The sequence below is a fragment of the Zobellia uliginosa genome (assembly GCF_900156625.1).
Classification (GTDB): Bacteria; Bacteroidota; Bacteroidia; order Flavobacteriales; family Flavobacteriaceae; genus Zobellia; species Zobellia uliginosa.
The window spans coordinates 534,206-559,136 of sequence record NZ_FTOB01000003.1 but is presented as its reverse complement, the minus strand read 5'-3'; the positions used below and the strand labels follow the sequence as shown (position 1 = coordinate 559,136).

Annotated in this window: 23 protein-coding genes; 16 read left to right on the top strand and 7 right to left on the bottom strand. The window is 42.7% G+C overall.

Annotated elements, in window-relative coordinates:
• Window positions 1–26: 26 nt before the first annotated feature.
• The 5 genes from BW980_RS10870 to BW980_RS10850 all read right to left on the bottom strand — a co-directional run bounded on the left by BW980_RS10870 (window position 27) and on the right by BW980_RS10850 (window position 4,921).
• The gene (locus tag BW980_RS10870; protein ID WP_076455232.1) at window positions 27–1,064 is read right to left on the bottom strand and encodes an alpha/beta hydrolase family protein; all 1,038 of its coding nucleotides are present in this window, start codon (window positions 1,062–1,064) and stop codon (window positions 27–29) included.
• Window positions 1,065–1,348: 284 nt separating this feature from the next.
• A complete protein-coding gene (locus tag BW980_RS10865) occupies window positions 1,349–2,065 on the bottom strand; it encodes a peroxiredoxin (protein WP_083690471.1) in 717 nt (238 codons plus the stop codon).
• A gap of 143 nt (window positions 2,066–2,208) precedes the next feature.
• A complete protein-coding gene (locus tag BW980_RS10860) occupies window positions 2,209–3,177 on the bottom strand; it encodes a bile acid:sodium symporter family protein (protein WP_076455230.1) in 969 nt (322 codons plus the stop codon).
• A gap of 193 nt (window positions 3,178–3,370) precedes the next feature.
• Window positions 3,371–4,036, bottom strand: coding sequence for a hypothetical protein (locus BW980_RS10855; RefSeq protein WP_076455229.1), 666 nt, complete (start codon window positions 4,034–4,036; stop codon window positions 3,371–3,373).
• Between the two features lie 267 nt (window positions 4,037–4,303).
• A complete protein-coding gene (locus BW980_RS10850) occupies window positions 4,304–4,921 on the bottom strand; it encodes a hypothetical protein (RefSeq protein WP_076455228.1) in 618 nt (205 codons plus the stop codon).
• Between the two features lie 446 nt (window positions 4,922–5,367).
• On the opposite strand from BW980_RS10850, the gene BW980_RS10845 reads away from it, so the two are divergent.
• On the top strand, window positions 5,368–5,817 hold the full coding sequence (locus tag BW980_RS10845) for an META domain-containing protein (RefSeq protein WP_076455227.1): 450 nt from the start codon (window positions 5,368–5,370) through the stop codon (window positions 5,815–5,817).
• A gap of 370 nt (window positions 5,818–6,187) precedes the next feature.
• Window positions 6,188–7,186, top strand: coding sequence for an alpha/beta fold hydrolase (locus tag BW980_RS10840; RefSeq protein WP_076455226.1), 999 nt, complete (start codon window positions 6,188–6,190; stop codon window positions 7,184–7,186).
• Window positions 7,187–7,264: 78 nt separating this feature from the next.
• Here BW980_RS10840 and BW980_RS10835 read toward each other — a convergent pair whose 3' ends face one another.
• Window positions 7,265–8,545 (bottom strand): serine hydrolase domain-containing protein, encoded by a 1,281-nt coding sequence (locus tag BW980_RS10835; protein ID WP_076455225.1) that lies wholly within the window; start codon window positions 8,543–8,545, stop codon window positions 7,265–7,267.
• Between the two features lie 229 nt (window positions 8,546–8,774).
• Between BW980_RS10835 and BW980_RS10830 the strand changes: the two genes are divergently transcribed.
• The 8 genes from BW980_RS10830 to BW980_RS10795 all read left to right on the top strand — a co-directional run bounded on the left by BW980_RS10830 (window position 8,775) and on the right by BW980_RS10795 (window position 17,625).
• Window positions 8,775–9,980, top strand: a complete 1,206-nt coding sequence (locus BW980_RS10830; RefSeq protein ID WP_076455224.1) for a winged helix-turn-helix domain-containing protein — start codon at window positions 8,775–8,777, stop codon at window positions 9,978–9,980.
• A gap of 47 nt (window positions 9,981–10,027) precedes the next feature.
• Window positions 10,028–10,435, top strand: coding sequence for a VOC family protein (locus BW980_RS10825; protein ID WP_076455223.1), 408 nt, complete (start codon window positions 10,028–10,030; stop codon window positions 10,433–10,435).
• Window positions 10,436–10,509: 74 nt separating this feature from the next.
• Window positions 10,510–11,382, top strand: coding sequence for an AraC family transcriptional regulator (locus tag BW980_RS10820; protein WP_076455222.1), 873 nt, complete (start codon window positions 10,510–10,512; stop codon window positions 11,380–11,382).
• A 113-nt stretch (window positions 11,383–11,495) separates the two neighbouring features.
• Complete coding sequence (locus BW980_RS10815; RefSeq protein ID WP_076455581.1) at window positions 11,496–12,341, top strand: SDR family oxidoreductase; 846 nt, start codon at window positions 11,496–11,498, stop codon at window positions 12,339–12,341.
• A gap of 249 nt (window positions 12,342–12,590) precedes the next feature.
• Complete coding sequence (locus BW980_RS10810) at window positions 12,591–13,451, top strand: nuclear transport factor 2 family protein (protein ID WP_083690470.1); 861 nt, start codon at window positions 12,591–12,593, stop codon at window positions 13,449–13,451.
• A 694-nt stretch (window positions 13,452–14,145) separates the two neighbouring features.
• Window positions 14,146–14,865, top strand: a complete 720-nt coding sequence (locus BW980_RS10805; RefSeq protein ID WP_083690469.1) for a sterol desaturase family protein — start codon at window positions 14,146–14,148, stop codon at window positions 14,863–14,865.
• Window positions 14,866–14,868: 3 nt separating this feature from the next.
• Window positions 14,869–16,719 carry a StlD/DarB family beta-ketosynthase gene (locus tag BW980_RS10800; RefSeq protein WP_076455221.1) on the top strand — a complete coding sequence of 617 codons (1,851 nt, stop codon included), beginning with the start codon at window positions 14,869–14,871 and terminating at the stop codon, window positions 16,717–16,719.
• A gap of 9 nt (window positions 16,720–16,728) precedes the next feature.
• Window positions 16,729–17,625, top strand: a complete 897-nt coding sequence (locus BW980_RS10795) for a DUF6999 family protein (RefSeq protein ID WP_076455220.1) — start codon at window positions 16,729–16,731, stop codon at window positions 17,623–17,625.
• A 42-nt stretch (window positions 17,626–17,667) separates the two neighbouring features.
• Here BW980_RS10795 and BW980_RS10790 read toward each other — a convergent pair whose 3' ends face one another.
• Entirely contained in the window at window positions 17,668–18,051 is a 384-nt protein-coding gene (locus tag BW980_RS10790; protein WP_076455219.1) for a winged helix-turn-helix transcriptional regulator, read from the bottom strand.
• 239 nt (window positions 18,052–18,290) lie between these two features.
• Between BW980_RS10790 and nfsB the strand changes: the two genes are divergently transcribed.
• The 6 genes from nfsB to BW980_RS10760 are packed head-to-tail and all read left to right on the top strand — an operon-like array spanning window position 18,291 to window position 24,843.
• Window positions 18,291–18,944, top strand: coding sequence for an oxygen-insensitive NAD(P)H nitroreductase (gene nfsB, locus BW980_RS10785; protein WP_076455218.1), 654 nt, complete (start codon window positions 18,291–18,293; stop codon window positions 18,942–18,944).
• Window positions 18,945–18,974: 30 nt separating this feature from the next.
• Window positions 18,975–19,598, top strand: coding sequence for a putative quinol monooxygenase (locus tag BW980_RS10780; RefSeq protein ID WP_076455217.1), 624 nt, complete (start codon window positions 18,975–18,977; stop codon window positions 19,596–19,598).
• Between the two features lie 33 nt (window positions 19,599–19,631).
• Window positions 19,632–20,492, top strand: a complete 861-nt coding sequence (gene budA, locus BW980_RS10775; RefSeq protein ID WP_076455216.1) for an acetolactate decarboxylase — start codon at window positions 19,632–19,634, stop codon at window positions 20,490–20,492.
• A gap of 23 nt (window positions 20,493–20,515) precedes the next feature.
• Entirely contained in the window at window positions 20,516–21,457 is a 942-nt protein-coding gene (locus BW980_RS10770) for an NADP-dependent oxidoreductase (RefSeq protein ID WP_076455215.1), read from the top strand.
• Window positions 21,458–21,467: 10 nt separating this feature from the next.
• The gene (locus BW980_RS10765; protein ID WP_076455214.1) at window positions 21,468–23,315 is read left to right on the top strand and encodes an antibiotic biosynthesis monooxygenase; all 1,848 of its coding nucleotides are present in this window, start codon (window positions 21,468–21,470) and stop codon (window positions 23,313–23,315) included.
• Window positions 23,316–23,352: 37 nt separating this feature from the next.
• On the top strand, window positions 23,353–24,843 hold the full coding sequence (locus BW980_RS10760; RefSeq protein WP_076455578.1) for an aldehyde dehydrogenase family protein: 1,491 nt from the start codon (window positions 23,353–23,355) through the stop codon (window positions 24,841–24,843).
• Window positions 24,844–24,931 lie beyond the last annotated feature (88 nt).

The window sequence follows — 24,931 nt, the reverse complement described above, 5'->3', positions numbered from 1 at the left end:
TTTGCACTCTAAGGAAGAGCCCCGTTTCACCTCAGTTTTTCTTGAAAAAAATGCAATGCCAGTTCCAATGTTTTTAAGTGAATTTCCTTTCTGTCGACCTTTGGATGATCGGTCGTTATTTCAGGTGCTATTTCCTTTCCGAAAGCTGTGGCTTCGTTCAGAAACACGTAGTGCCCTACATGCTCATCAAAAAGATAGATTTCACTGGTTTTGATAAGTGTATGGTACTTTTCCGCGTTGGTTTTGACAGGTGCTACATCATCCCCTTTTCCTGCCACAATAAAAATCGGTGCGGTTATTTTCTCCGTTTGCCCCTTGGAATGGAATCCAAATCCTATTGCCGGTGCCATAACGAAAAATGCCTTGATCCTATCGTCCTTTACACGGTCTTTATACCGCTTGTACGATGAAACGATAAGACTGTCGTTTTCAAAATCTATAATTTCGTCCGTATGGGGAAATTCAGCTGGCACTTTCCTGTCCTCCATATTATCATTTTCCCCTATACTTCTATCAACATAACCGCCTGCCAAGGCTATATTGGTATAGCCTCCCAAGGAAAATCCGACACCGCCAATTCTAGATGTATCTATTTTAGCACCGATGTTATTGTCTTTCAGTACTTGGGTCAAAACATATTGAACGTCAATGGCCCTTTCCCACCATTTTACGAATTCACGGGGCACCTTGTTAAAAGTGGAATTTCCATAGTGATCCAGGGAAACCACTATATATCCTTCCTTTACCATTCTTTCTATAAACCAAGTCAACGAAAATCGATTCCCTCCCGTACCATGCGAGATCAGTAGCAAGGGGAATTTTTTATTCGGAAGAGTTGCGTTCGGAATGGTTTCCATGCTTTTAAAAAGCTTCTTTTTACCTTCCTTCGCTTCCTGTGTGATCAAGGTGTCCAGGGTCGGATACCATATTTCCGTTGGCAAGGGCCGGTTCCGCGATTCGTCTACAAAGCTTACTGATTTTTGTCCTATTCCAAAGTTTTTTTCTTTCTGCGGGCCGCCGCAGGAAACCAATAGGAATACGGCAATTAACGATAGGGTTTTCATGTCTTGTTTTTTCGCTCACCCTAAAGAGTAAGGAAAAAATCAATTGTTACAATACTTCTATAAATGAGGCCCTAGTACGTGATTTGACATTGCCCCCCGATACCTCCCCTTCGCTTACTAGAGGACATCCCTCCCCTCTGCGCTCGCTTCATTTTTTTGTATTACCCTTTTTATACTTGGTATAGGCAGGACGCCCGTACCAGCTGGGAACACCCTTGTTCAAAAAAAGAAGCGGATGCCAGTCGTAAAAACCGGCATCCGCCCTATATCTCCATCACCCTTTCTTATTTCTTTCTCAGCACACGGTCCAATACCGTGTCCTTATCGAGTTTTTTGGTACAGAAAAACCAATCCTTACAATCGATATCACCATCTTCCATTCGGTCTTTTGCCGTACCACAGGAACCCGCAGGGCCGACAATCACATCATCTCCCGGACGCCAATCGGCAGGGGTGGCCACATCGAATTCATCGGCGGCTTGCAAGGCGATAATCACGCGGTACAATTCATCAAAGTTTCTGCCCAAGCTCAAGGGATAGTAGATGATGGTTCTGATCATACCCTTCGGGTCGATAAAAAACACGGCCCTGACCGCCTTGGTAGTATCTTCGTTAGGCTGGATCATTCCGTATTTTTTCGCCACTTCCATGGTGATGTCCTCGATCAAGGGGAAGTTGACCTCAATGTTTTTCATTCCCTTGTATTCGATTTTTTCCTTGATGGTGCGCAACCAGGCAATATGGCTGTACAGACCGTCAATGGAAAGGCCCACAAGCTTACAGTTGGCCTCGGCAAACTTCTCCTCCATAGAGGCGAAGGTCATAAACTCCGAGGTGCAAACAGGGGTAAAGTCGGCAGGGTGACTAAAAAGTATGACCCAACTTCCCTCATAGTCCGCCGGAAAATTAATATCTCCCTGAGTGGTTACCGCTTTAAATTTAGGGGCTGCATCGCCTATTCTTGGCATGCTGATTACTTCATTTTCTTGATTTTGTTCCATTACTTCCATTATTTACGATTACTAATGGCAACAAGGTATTTGATAAGTTAAACCCCTACAGTTACCTAGGTTACAGAAAGTAATTTTACAAGCCTACCGCCCAAATCTGAGGTCTAGAGCCCCCTTCTTATCCTTCATAAGATTTATGCCCGGTTTTTAGCCCCCATTTTTGAGGCCAACACACTTATGATCAATAACTGCAAGGCGTGGAAGAGCATAAGGGGCAAAAGAATAATGCCGATCGTAGCGGCATTGCCAAAGATGATTTTAGCGAATACGGTACCGTGTACCAATGATTTTTTGGTTCCGCAAAACTGGGCGGTAATCCGGTCTTCGGTATTGAACTTCAACTTCTTGGCCAAGAAGCCCGTTAAGACATACAGGAAGCCGAACAAAGCCAAAACCGCTACAAAAAGTAGGAGCAGGTCTAAAAAGGAAATAGCATTGAAAATGTTCTCGTCAAAAGACCTTGCAAAACTCTTGTAAATGATAAGCAGAATGATCGATTTATCGAAGAGGGTCAATTGCTTGCCGTATTTCTGCGCATATGCTCCCCAAAAACGTTGAAGCCCCACCCCGAGCAATACTGGTAAAATGATCTGTACGATAAGTTGTAGATAGATCTCGGCAAAGTCAAACTCCGTTTGGGCGTTCTTGACAAAGAGTCCCATCCATAAAGGAGTGAGAATTACCCCGATAATACCCGAAATACTGGCGTTAAAAATGGCGGCCGGGATATTGCCCTTGGCTATGGAGACCATAACTACCGATGAGGATACGGTAGAGGGAAGCGCGGCCAAGAAGAAAAAGGCCAACCAGATAATTTCCTGCCCCTCGTTCTGGATAAGGGGGTAAAATAGTAAGACCAATAGGGGGAAAATTAAAAAGGTGGAGGACTGTACCAAAAGGTGCAATCTCCAGTTTTTAAGGCCGTCCTTTAGTTTAGAGGGACTCAATTTGAGTCCGTAGAAAAAGAATATAAGCGAAATTCCTATCGCACTTATGCTATCGATAGGAATCTTACTTTCCGGTATTCCCCACTGGGGAAATAGGTAGGCCAGGGCAATGACCACCATTACGGATAGCACAAACCGGTCGATCTTTAGTTTCATATTTTTTAGATATGTAACATCAAAGGCCTAAAAACCTTCATGATATTTATAAAAGGGACAAAGATACTTTTTTGACCTAGGTTAGAAGGGACAAACATCGATTTTAGGGAGAATTAAAAATCGGAAATACAACTCCCTTATTGTATTTGCACCTAGGCAACTAATATGGTCATAGGCCTTTTTCTGCCTGTTATTATTTAAGTAGGTTACCGTGAAAAGGACAGTACTTCCAGTTTCCTTTCATTTCGGCATGGTCCACGGGGCATGTTTTACCCGGCATTAGGGCGACCAACGGCAAGGTGTAATTAAACTCCCTATCGGAGTGTTTTATGGTAAAGCTACCCTCTTGGTATTCGTCTATGGCCGTCTTCCCGTTTTCGTCCTGCACCTTAAAGAAGAAAAAATGCATGCCCTCACCCATCTGACCTAGCATTTGGCGGAACATGGGCTTCATGGCTTCCAAAAAGCCCGAAGCCTCGGGACTTACCTCTTCGTCCACTAGGGGCAGGTAGACCTCCCCTTGTTCGTCTATAAGGGAAATCGATTGGCACAAAGTGGCCTCGTCGGTGAACGATGCCGTGCCATTGGTATGGATATCTACATCGAGACCACATACCAAGACATAATCGTCGAAGGCCGAAACGATTTGGTCTACCGTTTCACCGGATATTTGGGCATTGCCCTCCGTAGCGATTTTCCAATAGCCTGTGGGAATCCAAAAAGCGAGGGACATCTGGTTGTTTTCTTTGTGCCATATTTGGATCTCCCTGATGTATTCGGTAAGGTTTACTTTTTGTGGCGCTTGCCCAAAAGAGGTTGCAACAGAAAGTAAGACAAGCAATAAGAATAGGCGTCTCATAAAGTACGGTATGGTTTATTAGTGTTTTTTGCCAAGGTAAATAAAATTGATAAGGTGCCAGCAGAAAAATGGTTGCACGGTTGGTTTTTTGCCTTATAAGGAAAAATGAGATGGACTTGTCGAGTGGGGAAAGGGATTATTTCAAACGATTGTTCTGTCTACATTAAACTTGATTCGTATTTAACTTTGCTATCACCGAGTAGTTTTGAAAACTTATTGGATTCTCCCCCGAACTGCGGATATAGCCTTATTGGAACGGAAAATCGATTACCAAAACTTCCACCAAGATTTTGAACCGCCTTTGGACTCCGTCTTTTCCTTTGCAGGAGCCTTGGTGTCGGTCGGTTTTTCCGATGTGTCGGAAAATTCGGGAGGAAAGGTTTTTGTGCCTTCAATATAATGGTAAATGGCCGTTCCAAAACCCTCTTCAGGGGCGATGTTCGCACTTTGTTGGATAATGAAGGCCGTGGCAATGGCAGCCGATTGGGCCATTTGTTCGTAGCTTAAATCATTTTTTTTCATGATTACCAAGGCCGGGTCCTGAACCTTGGCAATGGCATCTACAAAATCGCTTTCGGCCCGCTTTCGGTTGCTGCCCGACATCTTGTCATTGTCGATCTGTATCCCAAAATTTTGCAGTACGGCGTGGGTAATTTGAACGAGCTGGGGACCTTTGGTATTGGCCTCTTCGGATAACATGGCAGAACCCGGCTTTGCATCCGCTACCTTAAAACCAAAGGACCGGAACAAAAAACTGCCGGCCAGTCTCGCCGTGCTTGAAATAGCTTCCGTAACATCCATTTCCCTTGATCCCTTTCCGATTACCGAGACCACCATCTCAACGATGTCGTCAACGGCCTTGTTTTGGTTTTTTGTGATTTCCATGAATCGTACTTTTTTCTATGACCGCCAACAACTAAACCTAGATATAGCCATTGACGCTACCCTGTTTATTCCATAAAAGTAAGAATTTCCCAAATACCTATCCCGACCCGCCTAGGCATCATGCTTGTGCCTATTATATCGTACTTTGTTCGGCAGGCCATGGATTTCACATTCTGCCGGATTGCCCCTCTTCGGCTTAGAGAGGACATCCCCGCCCATCTTTTAATTTACCCCGCTAATTTACAGCAGTTTAACAAACCTCCTTACAGATTTCAGTAAGGTTTTCAGCAAATTTTTTAACATGACTTCCTTAGAAAGGGGGCGAAAAATTAACAAAGTCTTTGCGCCCTACCTTCCTGTGCTTTCCATAAAATAAGTTATTTTTCGCCCTAAAAAACTTCGCCCAAGCCAGTGCTTGCGGTGATCGTACCCTTAAAAAAATCACTATGAAAACCACTACTTCCCTCTGTCTCTTGCTTCTTGCCTTAGTACTCGGCTCTTGTTCCTCGACCAAAAAAGCAGCGGACACCCCACTCTTTAGTTCCGCATGGGAACTGGAATACCTGTCAGGTCCGCGCATTGCCTTTTCCGGACTCTACCCCAATCGCAAGCCGGTCATCCGTTTTAACCAAGAAAACTCCCGTGTGGAAGGCGACAATAGCTGCAATGGGTATTCGGCCGATTTCACCCTCGACGGAAAGCAAATTTCCTTTGGCGAACCCGGCCCTACCACCATGATGTTCTGCGGCCAAGGGGAAGGCTTTTTTCTCAACACCATGAAGAAAATCAACGGATACCAAATCGATGCCGACGGTAAACTAGAGCTGTTGATGAACGAGGTGCCCATGATGCGCTTTAAACCCAAGAAAGAAGCCTCGGCCACCGACCAACGTTAATCCTCCCTACCCACAAAGTCACACGAAAACGGACCCTAGTGGTAGGCCGTTACACTTGTTACGCCCCTACCTTTCACTTTCGCACCTTCGATTTGATCTTAACAAAAAATTACCGCAATCGTCCCTCCGATTAACAAAACATTATCGCCGCCCTCTATCCCGATGATTTAATTTTGCCGCCTGTAATAACCTAAGGCTCATAGAACGACCTTATATCGGTCAGGGTCTCCCTAGCAATTACCTTGGGGATGCCGATCAGTATGGGCGGGGCCGGCCCTAATCTATAGTCCCCAAAGGCTTTGTTGCCCCTTGTGTTGCTACGGACTAACAGTAAACTCCTAATAAAAACGAAAAACACAAAGTCAAAATCATGAGAAAAATTATTCCCGTCCTCCTTGCCCTGATCGCTTTTCAAGTGGCCCGTGCACAAGCGGAAAAACTCGAATGGCTCGATATAGAACTATCCAATTACGAGTATCCCTTTCCCGTGTCGATCCTGACCGTCAACAATCAGGAGCAACAACTGAAAATGGCCTATATGGACGTAAAGCCCGAGAACTACAACGGCAAGAACATTGTTTTGCTCCACGGTAAAAATTTTAACGGTGCCTATTGGAAGACTACCATCGAGGCCTTGGCCAAGGAAGGCTTTAGGGTCATTGCCCCCGATCAGATCGGCTTCGGAAAATCATCTAAACCGGCCCATTTTCACTATACCTTTCAGCAATTGGCCCAAAACACCAAAAGCCTTTTGGATACCTTGGGAATTTCCCAAACGGCCGTCTTAGGACATTCCATGGGAGGAATGATCGCCGCCCGCTTCGCCCTGATGTATCCGGAAACTACCGAAAAACTGATTTTGGAGAACCCTATCGGTTTAGAGGACTGGAAACTTAAGGTACCCTACCAACCGGTGGAATGGTGGTACCAAAACGAATTAAAGAAAAGCTATGAGGGCATACGGAAATACCAGCTCGAAAGCTATTACGACAACCAATGGAAGCCCGAGTACGATCAATGGGTGAACCTTTTGGCGGGTTGGACGCTAAATTCCGATTACGAACGCATCGCTTGGAACGCGGCCCTTACCTACGATATGATCTTTACCCAGCCCGTAGTCTATGAGTTTGAAAACATCAAGGCCAAGACCCTCTTGATCATCGGTACCCGAGACCGCACGGCCTTGGGAAAACCTTTGGTTACGGAGAAGGTGAGAAAGACTATGGGACTCTATAACCAACTGGGCAAAAAGACCCAAGAGCGCATACCCGATGCGGAGTTGGTAGAATTGGCGAATATCGGACACCTGCCCCATATTGAGAGTTTTGACCGCTTTATCGCACCCCTGACCTCCTTTCTAAAGGAGTAAGGCCGAGTGACAAAAACCAAATGCTTGTTTGAAGAAAATAACTAAGGGGTTCTCTACCTCCTCATACGGAATTAGAGGCTACATCCTTTTGCTGGTGGTGGCCTCTTCTTCTTTATAGACCTTTTTTACGATTTCGTACAGGTCTGGAATTACGGTCTTGGCTATGGGCGAATTGTTGTTCAAGAGCACACAGATACCCAAATCCGATTCCGGATATACGGCAATCTCGTTTCTGTAGTTATTGACGCTTCCGCCATGGTGCCAGATCGTTTTTTCTACATTGGCCTGCCCTTCGGTGAACTTGTGGATCCTCCACCCAAAGCCGTAATAAGAACGGGTGTGGCCTGGCCATCGCTGATAATATTTTCTATGTCCTGAAATCTCGATAAAGGGATTAAAGGCTTCCCCTATGGCCGAACTATCCATAATATCAGGGTTGTGCCCCAATAAAAAACGCATCCACCTTCCCATATCGTGGGCATTGGAACTGACTCCCCCCGCAGCTACCGCATTGTAGTAATTGTCCCTCAAGTGCGACGCCCTCCAACCGTTTCGCGCTTTTACGTGCGGCATGGCAATATTGACCTCATGGGTCAGGGTCTCGAAGTCGGTAGTTGTGGTACACATTTCCAAGGGCTTGAAAAAACGATCGTCTAAAAGGGTATTTATCTTTTTACCGGTGGCCTTCTTCATCATTTCCCCACAAAGGGCGAACATGGCGTTTTGATAGCTGTACATGATTCCCGGCTTGCTAATGGGCATTACCTCCTTAAAACGCTTGGCTATATCCTTTAGGGGAAGACCGGCTTCCACTAAATTGGTATAACTGTGATAGGGCGTACCCGAAGTGTGCGATAGAATATTGGCCAGGGTGATGCTTTTGGTATTGGAGCCATCGCCCAATTGAAATTCGGGAAGATAGTCGCTTACCCGATCCGTCCAATTCAGTTTTCCCTCGTGCTTTATGTTGGCGGCCAACATGCCGGCAAAACCTTTTGATAAGGAACCCAACCTAAAAACCGTCTCACCGTTTACGGGACTGTTATCGGTACTTTTCTTTGTTCCAAAACCGTCGGATATCACAATGGAATCGCCCTTAACGATGCTCACCCCTGCCCCAACGACATCGCCATTGGCAATGGCCTTCTTGAAATAGGCATTCAGGGCAGCCTGTAATTTCTTTTGTCGGGAAGCGTAAAGAAGGACTTCCTTATCGATTTTAGGGTCTTTTTCAATTGTCGAGGCCGTTACCGCCTTTTTGGGGGCTTCGGTAGATTCGCTGTTGAATGCACGTGAAATAAGTGCGGATAGGGTGAAAACGACGAACGCAGATGCGATCAAAATTTTATATCTCTGCATTGATAAGCTATTCTTTTGGTAGGTTGAGATGCACAAAAATAGGATGAATTGCTTAAATAACGGATAAAATGCACTTTTTCTTATAAATTCCCCCCTTTTTTATATTGTTTTTAACATTTTGAACCATTACACCCCTTGTTCGATATCAACTTGCATATTTTCACCTTATAATGATGGCCGATGTCCTTACTTTTGTTCCCTTTGCACAGCAATTCCTTAATTTCTTCTTATGAGTTCAAAACCCAAAAACCTTTCGCTCCGTGAAGCCCAAAAACTGGCCTTGTTGTCGCAAGGTCTACCCCCTGCCGCCCGTACAGGTCCCGCCCAGGCTACCACCCTTTCCGCCATTGAACATTTGGGATATATTCAAATCGATACCATTTCCGTAATCGAACGGGCACATCACCACACCCTGTATAACCGAAACCCGAACTATAAAGCTTCCCACATAGACCAGTTGATAGCCGACAAGAAAATTTTTGAATACTGGTCACACGCCGCCTCGTATTTGCCCATGTCCGATTATCGCTTCAGCCTTCCACGCAAACACGCTATTGCCACGGGCCAAATGAAACATTGGTTTAAGCGGGACCTAAAACTTATGAATGCCGTCAAGGAACGCATAAAGAGCGAAGGCCCTTTAATGGCCAGGGATTTTGATAAAAAGGGAAGTAAACCGGGCGAATGGAAAACCGCGCCCACCAAACAGGCCCTTGAAAATTTGTTCATACAGGGCGACCTGATGATCTGTAAGCGCATTAATTTCCATAAGGTATACGACCTTACCGAAAGGGTGCTTCCCGATTCCGTAAACACCACGGCCCCGACCGACGCGGAATACGCAAGGTTTTTGGTAAAAAAATACTTGCGCGCCAATGGGCCGGGCAAGCTTTCAGAAATGACCTACCTGCTCAAAAACGTAAAACCCCTAGTCTCAAAGGCGCTTGACCATATGTTGGCCGAGGGTGAAGTATTGCCTATCAAAGTTTCCGGAGCCCCCTATTACCTTTTGCCCGAATCCCTTGAACTATTGGACCGGCCCTTGCGAAAAAAAGCCAAGATCTTATCGCCTTTTGACAATCTGCTCATACAGCGAAAACGGACACAGGAACTCTTTGGTTTCGATTATCTTTTGGAGTGTTATGTACCGCAACACAAGCGCCAACACGGTTATTTTACCCTGCCTATCTTATGGGATGGAAAACTTGTGGCCCGTATGGACAGTAAGGCCGACCGAAAGACGGGAATTTTGCACATCCATCGACTAAGCCTAGAACCCAGCTTAACGAAATGGGACGCATTTTCGGCCGCCCTAGGGAAGGAACTTAAAGCCTTTGTTCGGTTCAATGGCTGTAAGGGGCTCTATCTGCACACCACCGTTCCCGCAAATTACAAACCACAGTTCCTCAATATCAACCCCGATTTGGTGGTTTAAATAAAACAAGCGAAATTTAGTCTGGTACAACATAAACGCTCAATGCTATGAAGCCAAGAATAAGTATGATTTCTTTAGGGGTAAAAAATTTAAAAGCTTCGATCCGGTTTTACAAAGAAGGCATGGGCCTCCCCCTTCTCGAATCCCCTCCCGGCGTGGCCTTTTTCGATTTGAAAGGAACTTGGCTCGGGATCACCGAGAAGGAACACTTGGCAAAAGACGCGGGAATTTCTTCGGAAGGAAGCGGTTTTTCAGGTATGGCCCTCGCCCATAATGTCTCTAGCGAAGAAGAGGTGATTTCGGTATTGAACGAAGCCATACACGCCGGGGCCATTTTGGTAAAGCCACCGCAAAAGGCCGATTGGGGCGGTTTTCACGGCTATTTTAAAGACCTTGACGGATATTTATGGGAAGTGGCCCACAATCCCTTCGCTTGGATTGGCCCCGAAGATTAACGCCTACACACCATGTATGCGGCTAAAAAAGCATAGTTTTGCCGACTTTTTAATCGTCCAAACAAAGACTGGAGATGATCGAAATACAGAATGTAAAATTCAACAATGAAACCAGGCCCGATTCGGGCTTTGAGCTTCTTAAATTGGAAGAACTTTTTTCACGCGATATCGAGCAGGATATTACTTTGCCCCATAAGGTGGAATTTTACCAAATTATGATCATTACCCAAGGGGAATCGAAACACACCATTGATTTTACCGACTATGACTACCGTCCCAAAACCATTTTTACCATAAGGAAGGACCAAATCCATAAGTTCTTTAAAAATCCGGACACGAGGGGATACGCTTTAATCTTTACCGAAGACTTTTTGGCCAGCCTGTTGAGCCAAAAGGAAGTTGCCCGTTCACACGAACTCTTCAACGAGTTTTTGACCACGCCCTACATCAACACCAGCGATACGGATTTTAAGGGCATCCATGACCTCATTAAGGAAATAGAGGTAGAATACAACGAGAATTACGACGAATTCTCAAGTGGTATTATCAGGAACCTACTCCATATCTTGATCTTTAAACTCTTCCGCGTCAAGCTAAAGCAAGGAGTCAGTTTTACCCAGCATAAATATGTAAGCGATTTTATCACCTTTCAACAGTTGGTAGAAAAACGCTGCTTCGACACTAAAAAGACCCTAGACTATGCCAGTTTAATGGGCTGTACCCCCAAAACCCTCAACAATATATGCAAGACGATCGTAGGGAAATCGGCCAAGGCGATCATAGATGACATTCTTGTGACCCAAATCAAACGTTTGTTGATCAACACCTCCATGTCCGTTACCGAAATTGCCTATACTTCCGGTTTTGACGAACCTACCAATATGTATAAGTATTTTAAAAAAAATACCGAGACCACCCCTGAAGTTTTCCGCCAACTCCACTCCTAACCTAGTTTCCGTTTTCTACAGTATAACTTCATTTTTATATAGTCCTTCCCGCAAAGGAGCGAACTACATTTGTCCTATAAATTTTTATACATCGATTAAAACATATAATGAAGATGAAAATAGCTGTAACCGGTGCCACCGGAAAATTAGGCAGACTTGTGATTGAAAAACTAAAGGAAAGAACCGCTGAAGCCAATATTGTCGCATTGGCCAGAACCCCACAAAAAGGAAAGGACCTAGGGGTTGAAGTACGTCCGTTCGACTATGGAAACCTTGCGCAAATGACGGAATCATTGGCGGGGGTCGATAAGCTTTTGTTGATTTCAGGAAGTGAGTTGGGGCAACGTTTGGTCCAGCACGCCAATGTAATAAACGCGGCCAAAAACGCAGGGGTAAAAGCCATGGCCTATACCAGTCTTTTACATGTAGACAAATCTAGTTCCTCCTTGGTTCCCGAACACTTGGGCACCGAAAAGGCCTTGGCCGAATCAGGAATTCCACATACCCTTTTAAGAAACGGATGGTATACCGAAAACTACACCGACACCCTAAAAGACGTTATCGCCAAGGGTACCATATACGGTAGCGCGGGCGAAGGTAAAATTTCTTCCGCCAGTCGCGAAGACTATGCCGAGGCGGCCGCCCTTGTATTGACTACCGAGGGCCACGAAGGGAAAACCTATGAATTGGCCGGTGACCAAGCGTTTACCATGACCGATTATGCCCTCGAGGTTTCGAGACAGGCCCAAAAAGCCATTCCCTATGTAAACCTTCCGGAAGCCGAATACGCCAAAGCCTTACAAGAAGCGGGAATGCCCGCCCCTATTGCCGGATTCTTGGCCAGCTCTGACGTATCTACAGAAAAAGGCGACCTCTTTGACGACGGTCATCAACTATCGCTCTTACTAGGCAGACATACTACCCCATTATCCCGCTCCATAGCGGCCAGCATTGCGTAAACCCATTGATTGTTCGTAAAAGGGGGGGGCTGTTTGTAGGTATACAAATCGGCACCCCCTTTTTCATTACGCATTATAATCCACTAATGTTTAGCGATTAGAGGAAATATGTGCATTACAGCCTTGTACATTTGCATCGCCAATTCACAACTTTCCCTTTTTTACAGTTCAAAGGCATTTTTTTATCCCAAACAGGATGGATACCCAGCGTATTTTTGCCCCGAATTTAATTCCTATAAACTTAGAAAAATGAAAAGCACATTCTTAACAGTAATTTTTATTTCGACCTTGATTTCATCTTGTAACGGGCAGGATGATGATGCGGCAACACCGGAAGTATCGAACAAGGAAAAAGTCATTGAAGTACTCAAATCGATAGAGACAGGGGCACAAGAACCCGCCTCCTACATCAATCCCGAATCATATACACAACACAATTTAGGGGTGGCCGACGGTCTGGCCGGTTTTGGTGAAATTTTACAGGCCTTGCCCCCAAATTCCGCTAAGGTAAATACAATAAGGGCCTTTGAAGATGGCGACTATATATTTACGCATACAGACTACAACTTTTTTGGTCCAAAGATAGGTTTCGATGTTTTTAGGTTCGAAAACGGCTTGATCGTGGAACACTGGGACAACCTACAAGTAAAACCCGAACAGCCCAACCCAAGCGGCCATACCATGATCGATGGCACTACCGAAATCACCGATCTTGACAAAACCGAAGAGAACAAGACCTTGGTAAGAAATTTCATTACCGATATTTTGATAAACGGGGATATGGATAAAATTGGAAATTATTTTGAAGGCGACCAATACATCCAGCACAATCCGAGCATTGCAGACGGCCTATCGGGTCTAGGAAGCGCCTTGGCTGCCATGGCCGAACAAGGAGTTACCATGGAATTCTCCGTAATACACAAAATATTGGGGCAAGGTAATTTCGTTCTGAGCATCAGCGAAGGTCATTTTGGAGGGGCACATACCTCTTACTACGATCTATTTCGGGTAGAGAACGGAAAAATAGCCGAACACTGGGACGTTATCGAAACAATTACCCCCGAAGCCGACAGAAAGAACACTAACGGTAAGTTTAACTTCCCAAATTAATCCACCATAAAACATCTAATTATAATCATCACTTGTTTCAGTTTGGCAAGTTGGAACCCAAAAGAAGAACCAAGGGATTCCTACATTCTGAAAATCACAAGTTTATAATACAAAGACACGGTCAACCCCGATGATTTTTGGAAGGAAGACGCCAAGATACAAGAAACGTACACCAGCAATCAACCCGGCTTTGTCAGTAGGGAAAGCGCCTATAACCAAGAAAAAAAGGTTTTAGTGGTCGTACGGTGGAAGCCAGAGGCAGACGCCGAAGCTTCTATGAACAAGTTTATGAAGGATACATCGGTAGCCACTTATGCGGGAATGATCCATGGAAGTACCATGTAGATGATGAGGTACAATGTAAAGTGATGCATAAGTTTGCACTCCGATTTGGAAAAGGCTGCCCTGGGGCGGCCTTTTCTTATTTTACCCTAGCCCCCTCCTAACCCAAAATTTTCTTATGTTTTAGACAAATTGACCCAATTCGCATAAAGTACACCATATTCAACCGTGACTCCTTAGTGAGTCGCTTTTTTGTAAGCCAATGAATTTCAAGTAAGAAAGCACACATGCTTTTTCAAAGGCAATAAAACACCTAAAGACATACGTTATCAAGATTAATTCTGTTAGATATAAATCTTTACTGTATTTTAGGAGTTGACATTCGTCTCACATATAAATTAGACCATTGCCCTTGGAGTCTCTGATTGAAGACATTATTTTAAATTATAGTTATACAGCACTATACGGCCTTACCTTCGGCTACTTTATAACCTTGTACTTTGGCGTAGGCTCGCTGTTTTTATTCGTTTGCAAGGTGTTGGAGGGCAGGGGCATCCTCAATAAGATCAAACCCATAACCGTTTCAAAAGATCAAATCACCTTTGAAATCAGGCACTCCGTAAAATCGATTGTAATTTTTGGTTTTTCCATCATCCCCATCGTCTTTCTTATTCGGAAAGGAGTAATTGAGCTCTTGCCCAATACGTGGTCAAATATATTGATCGGAATCGTAATCCTTTCCCTGTGGAATGAGGTTCATTTTTATTTGGTACACCGGTTAATGCATCAAAAATTCATGATGAGGCACGTACATTTCGTACACCACAAATCTAGGATTCCGACGGTATATTCCGTATTCAGTTTTCATTGGGTAGAGGCCCTTCTACTAAGCACGGTCCCCGTAACCATTGCTCCTTTCATCCCTTTTTCGATAATCGCCATATTTATTTATCCCCTGATAAGCATCTTGTTGAATTTTGCGGGACATTGCAACTATCGCTTTGGAAGCGGAAAAGGGAAAGGCTGGAAACTTTTTGGCACCCATCATAATGAACACCATAGCAGAGGCCGACAAAACTACGGATTTGCCCTACACCTTTTAGATAAAATATTTTCAAGACATAACAAATAATATATGAGTGAGGTATATATAACAAGTACAGGTTCCTTTTTACCCAACAAGGCGATTTCCAATGACGAAATAGAAGATTACCTAGGCCGAATAAACGGTAAGGATAGCCGTGCAAAAAGCCGTGTACTGAAACAAAACGGAATCAAAACCAGGCATTATGCAATCGATAAAAACCAAGAAAGCACCCACTCCAATGCGCAATTGGCCGTTAGCGCCATAAACGATGCCATACAAAAAAGCGGTTTAAGAAGCAGTGATGTTGAATTGTTGTGCACAGGAACGACCCAAGGCGACCTCCCCATACCCGGTTTTGCCAGTATGGTACATGCGGGATTGGATTTCAACAGATGTGAAGTGGCCAATTTTCAAAGTGTATGCGCTAGTGGTATAATGGCCCTGAAAAATGCCTATGCACAAATAAAAAGCGATGAAAAAAAGAATGCCGTTTGTGTGGGAAGTGAATTGGCCAGTAGATTGTTCAAGGCCCCTCGATTTGAAGCCCAGGGTGTAGATGACCTGCCCTTTGACGCCGAATTCTTAAGATGGATGCTTTCTGACGGTGCAGGTGCCTTTGTACTTCAAAACAAGAAAAACGAAAACGGCCTCTCCTTAAAAATAGATTGGATCGACTTAAAATCACATGCCAACGAATTTCCCGTGTGTATGTATACCGGGAAGACGGACAACAAAAATGAAACGGAAAAAACATGGTTGGACTACCCGAGTTACGAAGAAGCTTCAAAGGCTGGTGCCATTAACTTAAAACAAGACACCAGGTTGTTGGACAAAGTAATAAAAACCGGGGTCGCCCACTACTTTGAACTCATCGACCAAGGAAGAATAAACAGGAAGGAAATCGATTGGCTATGCTGCCACTATTCTTCGGAAATGTTCAAAGCTCCCATTAAAGAGCTCATGCTCAAGGGAGGGGGCGAAATTGCCGATAAGAAATGGTTCAGCAACCTTACGTCTAAGGGGAATACAGGCTCTGCCTCCATTTTTATCATGTTAGACGAATTAATGCGCTCCGGAAAGTTGGTGCCGGGAAACAAAATCCTGTGCATGGTGCCTGAAAGCGGCCGATTTATCACCTCATTTATGCAACTCACCGTAGTTGGCGACAACAATACCGACACCAAACGGTATCCCTTGCGAAAAATTGAATCCCCAGAACTGGTTATTAACAAGAGTGAGACTTCCGAATGGTTGATCCGGAACCTCACCCAAGTATGGATAGATTTCGAGACGGCCTTACTTAAAGTGCCCATAGTCGAGAAAATACACGAAGGCACCCTTAGCATGTCAGATTACAAACTATTATTGACCGACCTCAGACAGCAGGTAATCGATGGTTCCCAATGGATATCAAGGGCGGCATCAAATATCGACATCCATCTTTTCGACCTACGGTCGGCCTTTATAAAACACACCGCCACCGAGCATAAAGATTATCAAATGTTGGAGCGAAACTATGTGGCCTTGGGCGAAGACCTGGAAACAATCCAGAAAGCGGAAAAGAATATCGGTACCGTGGCCCTAACCTCCTTTATGTTTCAACAGGCCAGTAAACCCAATCCGGTCGATTTACTGGGGTCTATGTTTATCATTGAGGGTATTGGCAAGCGTTTAGCGGGATATTGGGGCGAAATGATCAAGGATCAATTAAATTTGAAAGAGCATCAGGTCTCTTTTTTCACCTATCACGGAGTGGCCGATGAAAACCATTTCCACAACTTGGAAGAAGCGTTGAACCACCCGGAAATGCATATGGAGGTAGCCGAGAGAATAGTAAAGACCGCAAAGATTACAGGTAAATTGTACACCATGCAGTTAAACGAATTAGGTAATTATTAAATTGAGGATATGATAGACGAAAACTTGGATATATCAAAGCATGACGAAAGGGATCCCAACCCCTGGTTGGCTCTGTTTTTAGATGAAAGTATCCCTATAAACCAAACTACGAAGTTGGCCTTAATGCGGGACAACGCTTCAAAGTCGGCCAGATACCTATTGCCCATTATACACCTGTGGTCGAAAGTAACTATGTTTTTTATCCACATTTTTAAGTTCTTCTTTCCCAACCTTATCAATTCTTCTAAAGTATTGCACCGAATTTTGGCATGGGGACTCAAAAACTTCGTTAGCCCAGATGCCAATTTGCTCGTTTTTCGGCATTTTCATATTGGAACCGAGATCTTACAATTTATAGCGGCGAACACTCCCGAAGCAGAAATCGTGGGAAATCCTTTAAAACCAAAGGACTTTGAAGATGTCAAGGATGACCTGTTTTTACAGCACGACTTGAACCTGTACAATTTCGTGATCCAATTGAACAATCAGTTGAAACAGAAAGGCACAAAAATACAACCTCCTGAAAAAATAAACTTAGACATGATTACCGAAGATCAGTTCGACCATATCGAATTTCCGAGAAAATGGACGAATTTTCTTGATCTTAGGTCGGCCATAGAGTTGTTTACCCCCTATTATCAATTGTTTTTGACCTCGAACGACTTTATACGGGCATCCAATTCATTGCAATTGGACGAGACCATAGCCATTTACACTTCGCAAATCATTAACACCCCGGGGCATTTGGGCCTAGTGAACAACAAACACCCCATGGTGCCCGCTACCACGTACAGTGTAGCCTATAGGTTGGTATTACATGGCCTGGCGGCCGAAACCCTGCACGAGGTCTTGGTAAAAATGAAACTGAATAAAAATCGTGATGGTATCGTAACCCCTATGGCCTAGACTTGATGCTAAAGGTAAGGAGGCCTATATGCCTTATGCGGCCTAATCTTCCAGTAAGAATTCGCCCTTGGTTTCCGCGGCGAAAAGTCCCCAATCGCGTATGCTCTGAAGAATGGGCACCAAACTTTGGCCGAATTCGGTCAAGGCATATACCACTTTTAACGGTGGCTTCTTCGAAAAGACCTTTCGCGTCACCAAACCATCGGCTTCCAACTGCTTTAACTGTAAGCTCAGGGTACGTTCCGTAATTCCCTCTATTTCCTTTCGCAACTCATTATAGCGCTTCTTGTCATCCGCCAAATGGATCAATATAACACTCTTCCATTTTCCTCCGATCAACTCCATTGCTGCACTGGTCGGACAGGAAGAAACCTTTCCGTTTATCTTAATCTTCGGTTTTTTTTCAAACAATTCTTTTCTATCCATATATCAATTTATTTAAAAACCTATCCTAGGTAGTACTACATATATAGTAATGCAAATTTACGCAACTATACTTTAGCATACAACTATAATTTTTATAGTAAAAATTTTACATCATAAAATATTGATTATCAATAAATTAAAAAATTAAATTCATACTATCAACTTTGACCGTTATTGCATGAAAAAGCTACTATACATACTTTTGCTGCTATAATTTTGATAGTATAAAATTTAATAAAATGAACATCACAGAAATTTTAAACAATCGTTACTCCGTAAAAGAATTCGATGCTGCTAAAAAAATCTCAGATTCAGACTTTGAGCAAGTAAAGGCTTTGTTGCGTTTGAGTCCTTCAAGTGTAAACCTACAGCCCTGGCATTTTCTGATCGCCGATACCCAAGAAGGCAAAGAACGAATTACAAAGGCTACGCAAGGTTTTTTTCAATTCAACACTCCCAAGATTTTGGATGCATCCCATGTTATCGTCATCGCCGCAAGAACAAATGCTGATGAAGCCTATATGAGAAGTATTTTGGAACAAGAAGATAAAGATGGCCGATTTGCGGCCCAAGAATTCAAAGACCAAATGCACGGTGGACGTATGTTGTTTGCCGACATACACAAATACGACCTCAAAGACCTTCCACATTGGATGGAAAAACAGGTATACTTAAATATGGGGTCTTTATTATTGGGGGTTGCAGCCTTGGGTATAGACGCCGTACCTATGGAAGGTGTAGATGTAAAAGCCTTGGATGAAGAGTTTGGTCTACGCAAAAAAGGATATACAGCATTGGCAGTTGTCTCTTTAGGTTATAGAAAGGACACCGATTTTAATGCTAAGCTTCCAAAATCAAGATTTCCAGAAGAAACAATAATCACACAATTGTAAATAGACTTTATAGTCAAAATCTAAATAGAAATGAAAAGTACCATTGTAAAATTTACAACAAAACCAGAACACAGAGACATGTTTGCGGCAACCTTAAAAGAAGCACAGGTCGCCACAAGAAAAGAAGCGGGCAACAAAGAAATCAGGGTATTTGTATCCAAATCAGATCCCAATGAGTTTTTTGTTTACGAACGTTGGACAGATAAGGCGGCAATTGGGTCTCACGACAATGAACCCCACACCAAAAAGTTAATGGAAGTGGGACAAACTGCTTTGCAAACCGCGCCAGACTTTTACTTTTTAGGTGATACCCATCCCCTACCGGATCACTCAAAATCACCAAACCCCGAAGATGAGGTATTCGTTATTTTCTTCATATTCAAAATAAAAACGGTCTACAGAAACGAACTTTTAAATCAATTTGAAGACCATATTACCCACACTAGAAAAGAAGAAGAAGGGAACATCCTCTTTGATTTATACACGGTTGATGGGCAAGAAGATACCTTGGCTGTTTATGAGCATTGGAGAACAGAATCCGATGTTTGGGACGTTCACTTCAATCAACCGTACGCTGTAAAAACCGGCGAACTAATGGAAAAAGCTGTGATAGGCGATTTAAAGCAATACATGAATTTTGTGACAGAAATCTAAACACAGCATCAAATTCAACTAAGAACCACTATCATGAAAAAAATAATTCTATTATTTTCCTTGGCGCTTTTAGCAAGCTGTGGAAATCAGACAAAAGAAGGGCTTTCTTCTTCAGAAAAACACGAGCACCAGCATGGGCATCCACATTCGCATAGCACAGATGAACATGGCCTAGCACCACATACCGAAAATACTATTCATCAATACGCACCAACCGTTGCCTTATTAAATAGCATTTACGAAGGCGATATCACTCCCCAACAGATGGTCCAACAAGGTAACATTGGTATTGGCACCGTAAATCATTTAGCTGGCGAATTGGTTGCTGTAGACGGTGTTGTCTATACGATTGATGCAGAAGGTGGTATAGCGGAAGCACCAAATGATTTAGAATCTCCGAATATGACGATGATAAATTTTCAACCAAAACAAACCGTAACTGTTGAAAATATTGAGTCCTATGAAGATTTAACCAGAGAGCTTCAAAAATATTCAACTTCTAAAAATAGCTTTTATGCATATAGAATTAAAGGTGAATTTAAGTACCTGAAAATGGCATCGGCCCATAAAGTAGAAAATGAAGATGTATCGTTATTTGAATATTTAGACACGCGGGTAATGTATACCAGGGAAAACATTAAGGGGACACTAGTAGGTTTATTTACTCCGGATTATTTAGGGAATATTGTTATTCCCGGCATGCACTTTCACTTTTTATCGAAGGATAAAAAAATTGGGGGACATCTAGAAGACATCAAATTTGACAAGCTTTCTATTGAAGTCCAAGAAGTAAATCAAGTGAATTTACAACTTCCAGAAACAGAAAAATTCAGAAATAAAGACTTAAAACAAGGTGCAGCTCCAAAGGCTACGGCTAAACAAAACGGGAAATAAATCAATCAAAAAAACATATAAAAATGAAAGCAATCGTATTAGAAAAAGCAGGAGGACCAGAAAACCTTCATTTGGCTGAAGTACAAAAACCTAACATAAAAAAGAACGAAGTACTGGTTGCCGTAAAGGCGATCTCCCTGAACCCCGCAGATGTAAAACCAAAATACAACGACGAAATGTTAGGTATGATGTACGGTAAAGAGCGACCTGTGATTTTAGGTTGGGATATTGCCGGTACAGTAAGCGAAGTTGGAGCAGAGGTAAGTGATTTTAAATTAGGCGATAAGGTATTCGGAATGGTAAACTTTCCCGGTGTGGGTAAGGCTTACGCGGAATTTGTTGCAGCTCCAGAAGCGCATTTAGCCAAGATGCCAGACCATACTTCTTTTGAAGAAGCGGCAGCCACCACTTTGGCGGCCTTAACAGCATTGCAAATCTTATCCGGAAAAATTAATAAAGGCGATAAAGTGTTGATTCAAGCAGGTTCCGGTGGTGTTGGTCACTTTGCGATCCAAATAGCAAAAAGCTTCGGAGCTTATGTAATTACTACGGCTTCAGCAAAAAACAAAGATTTTGTATTGTCCATTGGTGCCGATGAAGCCATCGATTATCGCACGCAAAATTTTGAAGATGTATTGTCCGATATTGATTTTGTTCTGGATACCCAAGGCGGAAAAGTATTTACCAATTCTGTAAAAGTGGTTAAGGAAAATGGACACGTTTTCACAACTACTGGACCAGATTTTCCCAAGGAAGCTCAAGACATAGCAAAAGCAAACAAAGTAAATCTTTCTAGTATGCTTGTGAAATCTGATAGCGATGATATGAACACTTTAAAAGGTATGTTAGAAAGCGGAGCTATTAAACCCAACATCTATAAGACCTTTGCTTTTGAGGCTATGGCAGACGCCCACAGAGAAGTTGAAAAAGGTAGAACGGTAGGAAAGGTTATTGTATCTGTTTAAATACAAGATTATGAAAAATTCTATCAAAATTACAGCCCTTCTTTTTGTAATGATTCTTTCCGGCTGCAAAGACAGAACAACAGCCAAAGTTTCAGAAGCTACTGAAAAACAAGAAAATAAAGATGTAATTACAAATGATTTTGCTGTAGCTGTAAAATGGGAATTAGACGGTTTTAAAATGCCAGAATCTGTATACGCATCGCCAAATCATAAATGGTTATATGTTTCTAATACTAACGGTGCGGCACCAGGTTTTATAAGTCGGGTTTCTAAAGACGGGGTAGTTGACAACCTATACTGGACAACGGGGTTAACATCTCCAACTGGTTCTGATGTTTATAAAAACACCTTGTATGTTGCAGACCAAAAACAAGTGCATCTAATAAATCTAGACGATGGAAGCATTATAAAGAGTTATTCTGCTAACGAAGCTGGTTCTTTAAATGATTTAGCAATTAATCAGAAAACTGGTCAAATTTTCATTTCCGATGTGCCAGGTGGTAAAATTTACACCATTGAAAATGACAAATTAGTAGTGTGGTTACAATCTGATAAAATCCCGTTTCCAAATGGTGTTTTTGTAGAAAACAACACCTTAATTGTTGCTAATTACGGATTAGAAAACGGTGAAGGATTAATGCGAAAAGAATGGAAACCTGAAGATTTTGGAGCTTTATACAACATTGATATCACTTCTAAAAAGATAGAATTAATAGCTTCTTCCAACAAAAAAGGAGTATTTGATGGAGTCACCTCTATAAATGGTGTTTTGTTAGCAAGCAGTAATCCTACTGGGCAATTATTCACTTTTGATGGCGATAAAAGTTACTTGATTGATACATCTTCAAAAGGTATTGCAGACATTAATACAGATGGTGAAATCATTTATGCGCCTTATATTTTTGGTGATAAACTAATTGCTTATCAACCTACTGCTTGGGACAGAATCACTACTAAATCCGAATACATAGAAAAAGGAGCTGATAATTATTATGGTGATGAAGACGGAACATCTATTGCTACAAGTACCGGAATTATTAAAGGAAATTTTGGAGGACAAGAACTTAAAGGCACTTGGGATTGGCGAGATGAATATTTCTGTAGAACAAGCACCCTAGGAACTATGGATTTAGGGACAGACTGCATTCAGATTGATGTTACAGACTCTAAAATGCGTTTAATTTTAAATAAGGGCACAGGAATGTCTGTGGTTTATGATAAAAAGAACGACCCGGAAATCACAATTTTATCAACCTTTAAAGTAAAATCGGATAAGATCGATTTGTTTAAAAAAGAAATGCTATCCAACCAAGATGTAGTTCGTAAGGAGGCAGGCACTTTAGAAATGAAGTTGTTTCAAGATAAGAACAATCCAGGGAATTTTTTGGTCTTCGGAATAAATGAAGGTCAGAATACTTTAGATGAACATTCTGAAGCAGTAGACAAAAGAGGAATTGCAGATCGCGTAAAACCGGCTCTGATAGAAGCGCCTAAAACCCTATTTCTAAATAACGAAAAACCATTACCAACGAATGATTTTAGCCGGATCAAAATAGACAAAAACGAAGTGTTATCGTTTTTCATATTTGAAATAAAAGAAGGTTATAAAGAAAGGTTTTTAAAACAACTAATTAAGCATACAGAACTTACTAGACAAGAAGAAGGCAATATTCGCTTTGAATTTTACAGTATAAAGGGAAAAGAAAATTCTTTTGTAATACAAGAACATTGGAAGAATAATGAAGCCGGCATTATCCACAGAAAACAATCTTACACACAGCTTACAGGTAAATTAATGAAAGTGGCTATTGTAGAATCTTCGCTGCAAGAGTTTTTTGTGAACCCAATTGAAAATTAGAAGGACTATAAATAAGAACATATTAAACATATTGAAAATGAAAACACAAGAACAATTACCCAATTACACGCAAAAAATATTTGTTGGAGGCGAATGGAAAGACGGAAAAGGCCCGGCAATAAAAGATATCAACCCTTGGAACCAAGAGGAGTTGTTTACGTTAAAAAGTGCAACAACCGAAGATGTAGACGAGGCTTTTGAAATAGCAGCGGTAGCACAGAAAAAATGGGCCGCGGTATTACCTCCCGAGAAAAGTAGGATGATGCAAAGATTGGCCGAAGTGGTAAGAAACCGGAAGCAAGAATTTGCAGAGTGGGCAAGAAAGGAAGTCGGTGCAACATTGGCCAAAGGCCTATTTGAAGCCGAATTGGTCGCCAGTGTATTTGAAAGTTCAGTGCATTTGCCCCTCTTGGTCGAAGGCAAAATATTACCTCGTGATATTGACGGAAAAGAATCGCTTGCCGTTAGACAACCTCTGGGCGTCATTGGCTTAATATCGCCTTGGAACTTTCCTGGGCAATTAACGGCACGTACTTTAGGTCCGGCATTGGCCGTTGGTAATGCTGTGGTTCTAAAACCAGCATCGACATCAATAGTTACGGGAGGATTATTATTTGCTTCATTTCTAGAGGAAGCCGGATTTCCAAAAGGATTATTGAGCGTATTGCCCGGTGGTGGAGGTACCATTGGTACGGCCATTACCAAGCACCCCATTTCAAAACTGATTTCTTTTACAGGATCTACACCGGTGGGACGTCAAGTGGGCCAAAATGCATTGAGTGCAGAAGTTATAAAAAACATCGAGTTAGAACTAGGTGGCAACAGTCCGTTTGTTGTTTTAGAAGATGCAGATATTGATCAAGCGGTTGAAGCTGCCGCATGGGGTAAATTTATGAACCAAGGTCAGATTTGTATGGCGATAAACAGAATTATCGTAGAAGACAAAGTCTATGATGAATTCACCGAAAAATTCATAGCCAAGGTTAAGACCCTAAAAAGATTGGACATGAACGACCCCGACACCTTTATCGGACCGATCATTGATCAAGCACAGTTTGACACGGTTAAAAATTTAATAGACGAAGCAAAGGCCCAAGGCTACAAAATGGCCCTTGGTGGCGAAGCCGAAGGTTGGCACATGCCTCCACATGTTTTTGTGGATGTTGATGAAAATTGCCCCCTATTTAAAAATGAAATTTTTGGCCCAGCTGTATCCATTGCCCGTGCCAAGGATATGGATGATGCTTTACGATTGGCAAATGCAACAGATTATGGCTTATCTAGTTCTGTATTTACTAGAGACGAAGCCAAAGGCATGCAATTTGCACAAGGAATCGAAGCTGGTATGACACACATTAACGACCAACCCGTCAACGATAGCGCCTATGCTCCCTTTGGTGGTGTTAAAAATTCCGGTTTAGGTAGGTTTAACGGACAATGGGGCGTCAAGTCGTTTACCGTTGCCCATTGGATTACCATTCAGAAAGAACCGAGAAAGTATCCGTTTAGGGCAGCGGATTTTCAATAAAAACTGTCCCCTATATGTAACATTCCCGTATGTCTGGGCAGGTACCCCCCCTACCCGGTCATACGGTTTTTTTGGCTATCTTGTAAAT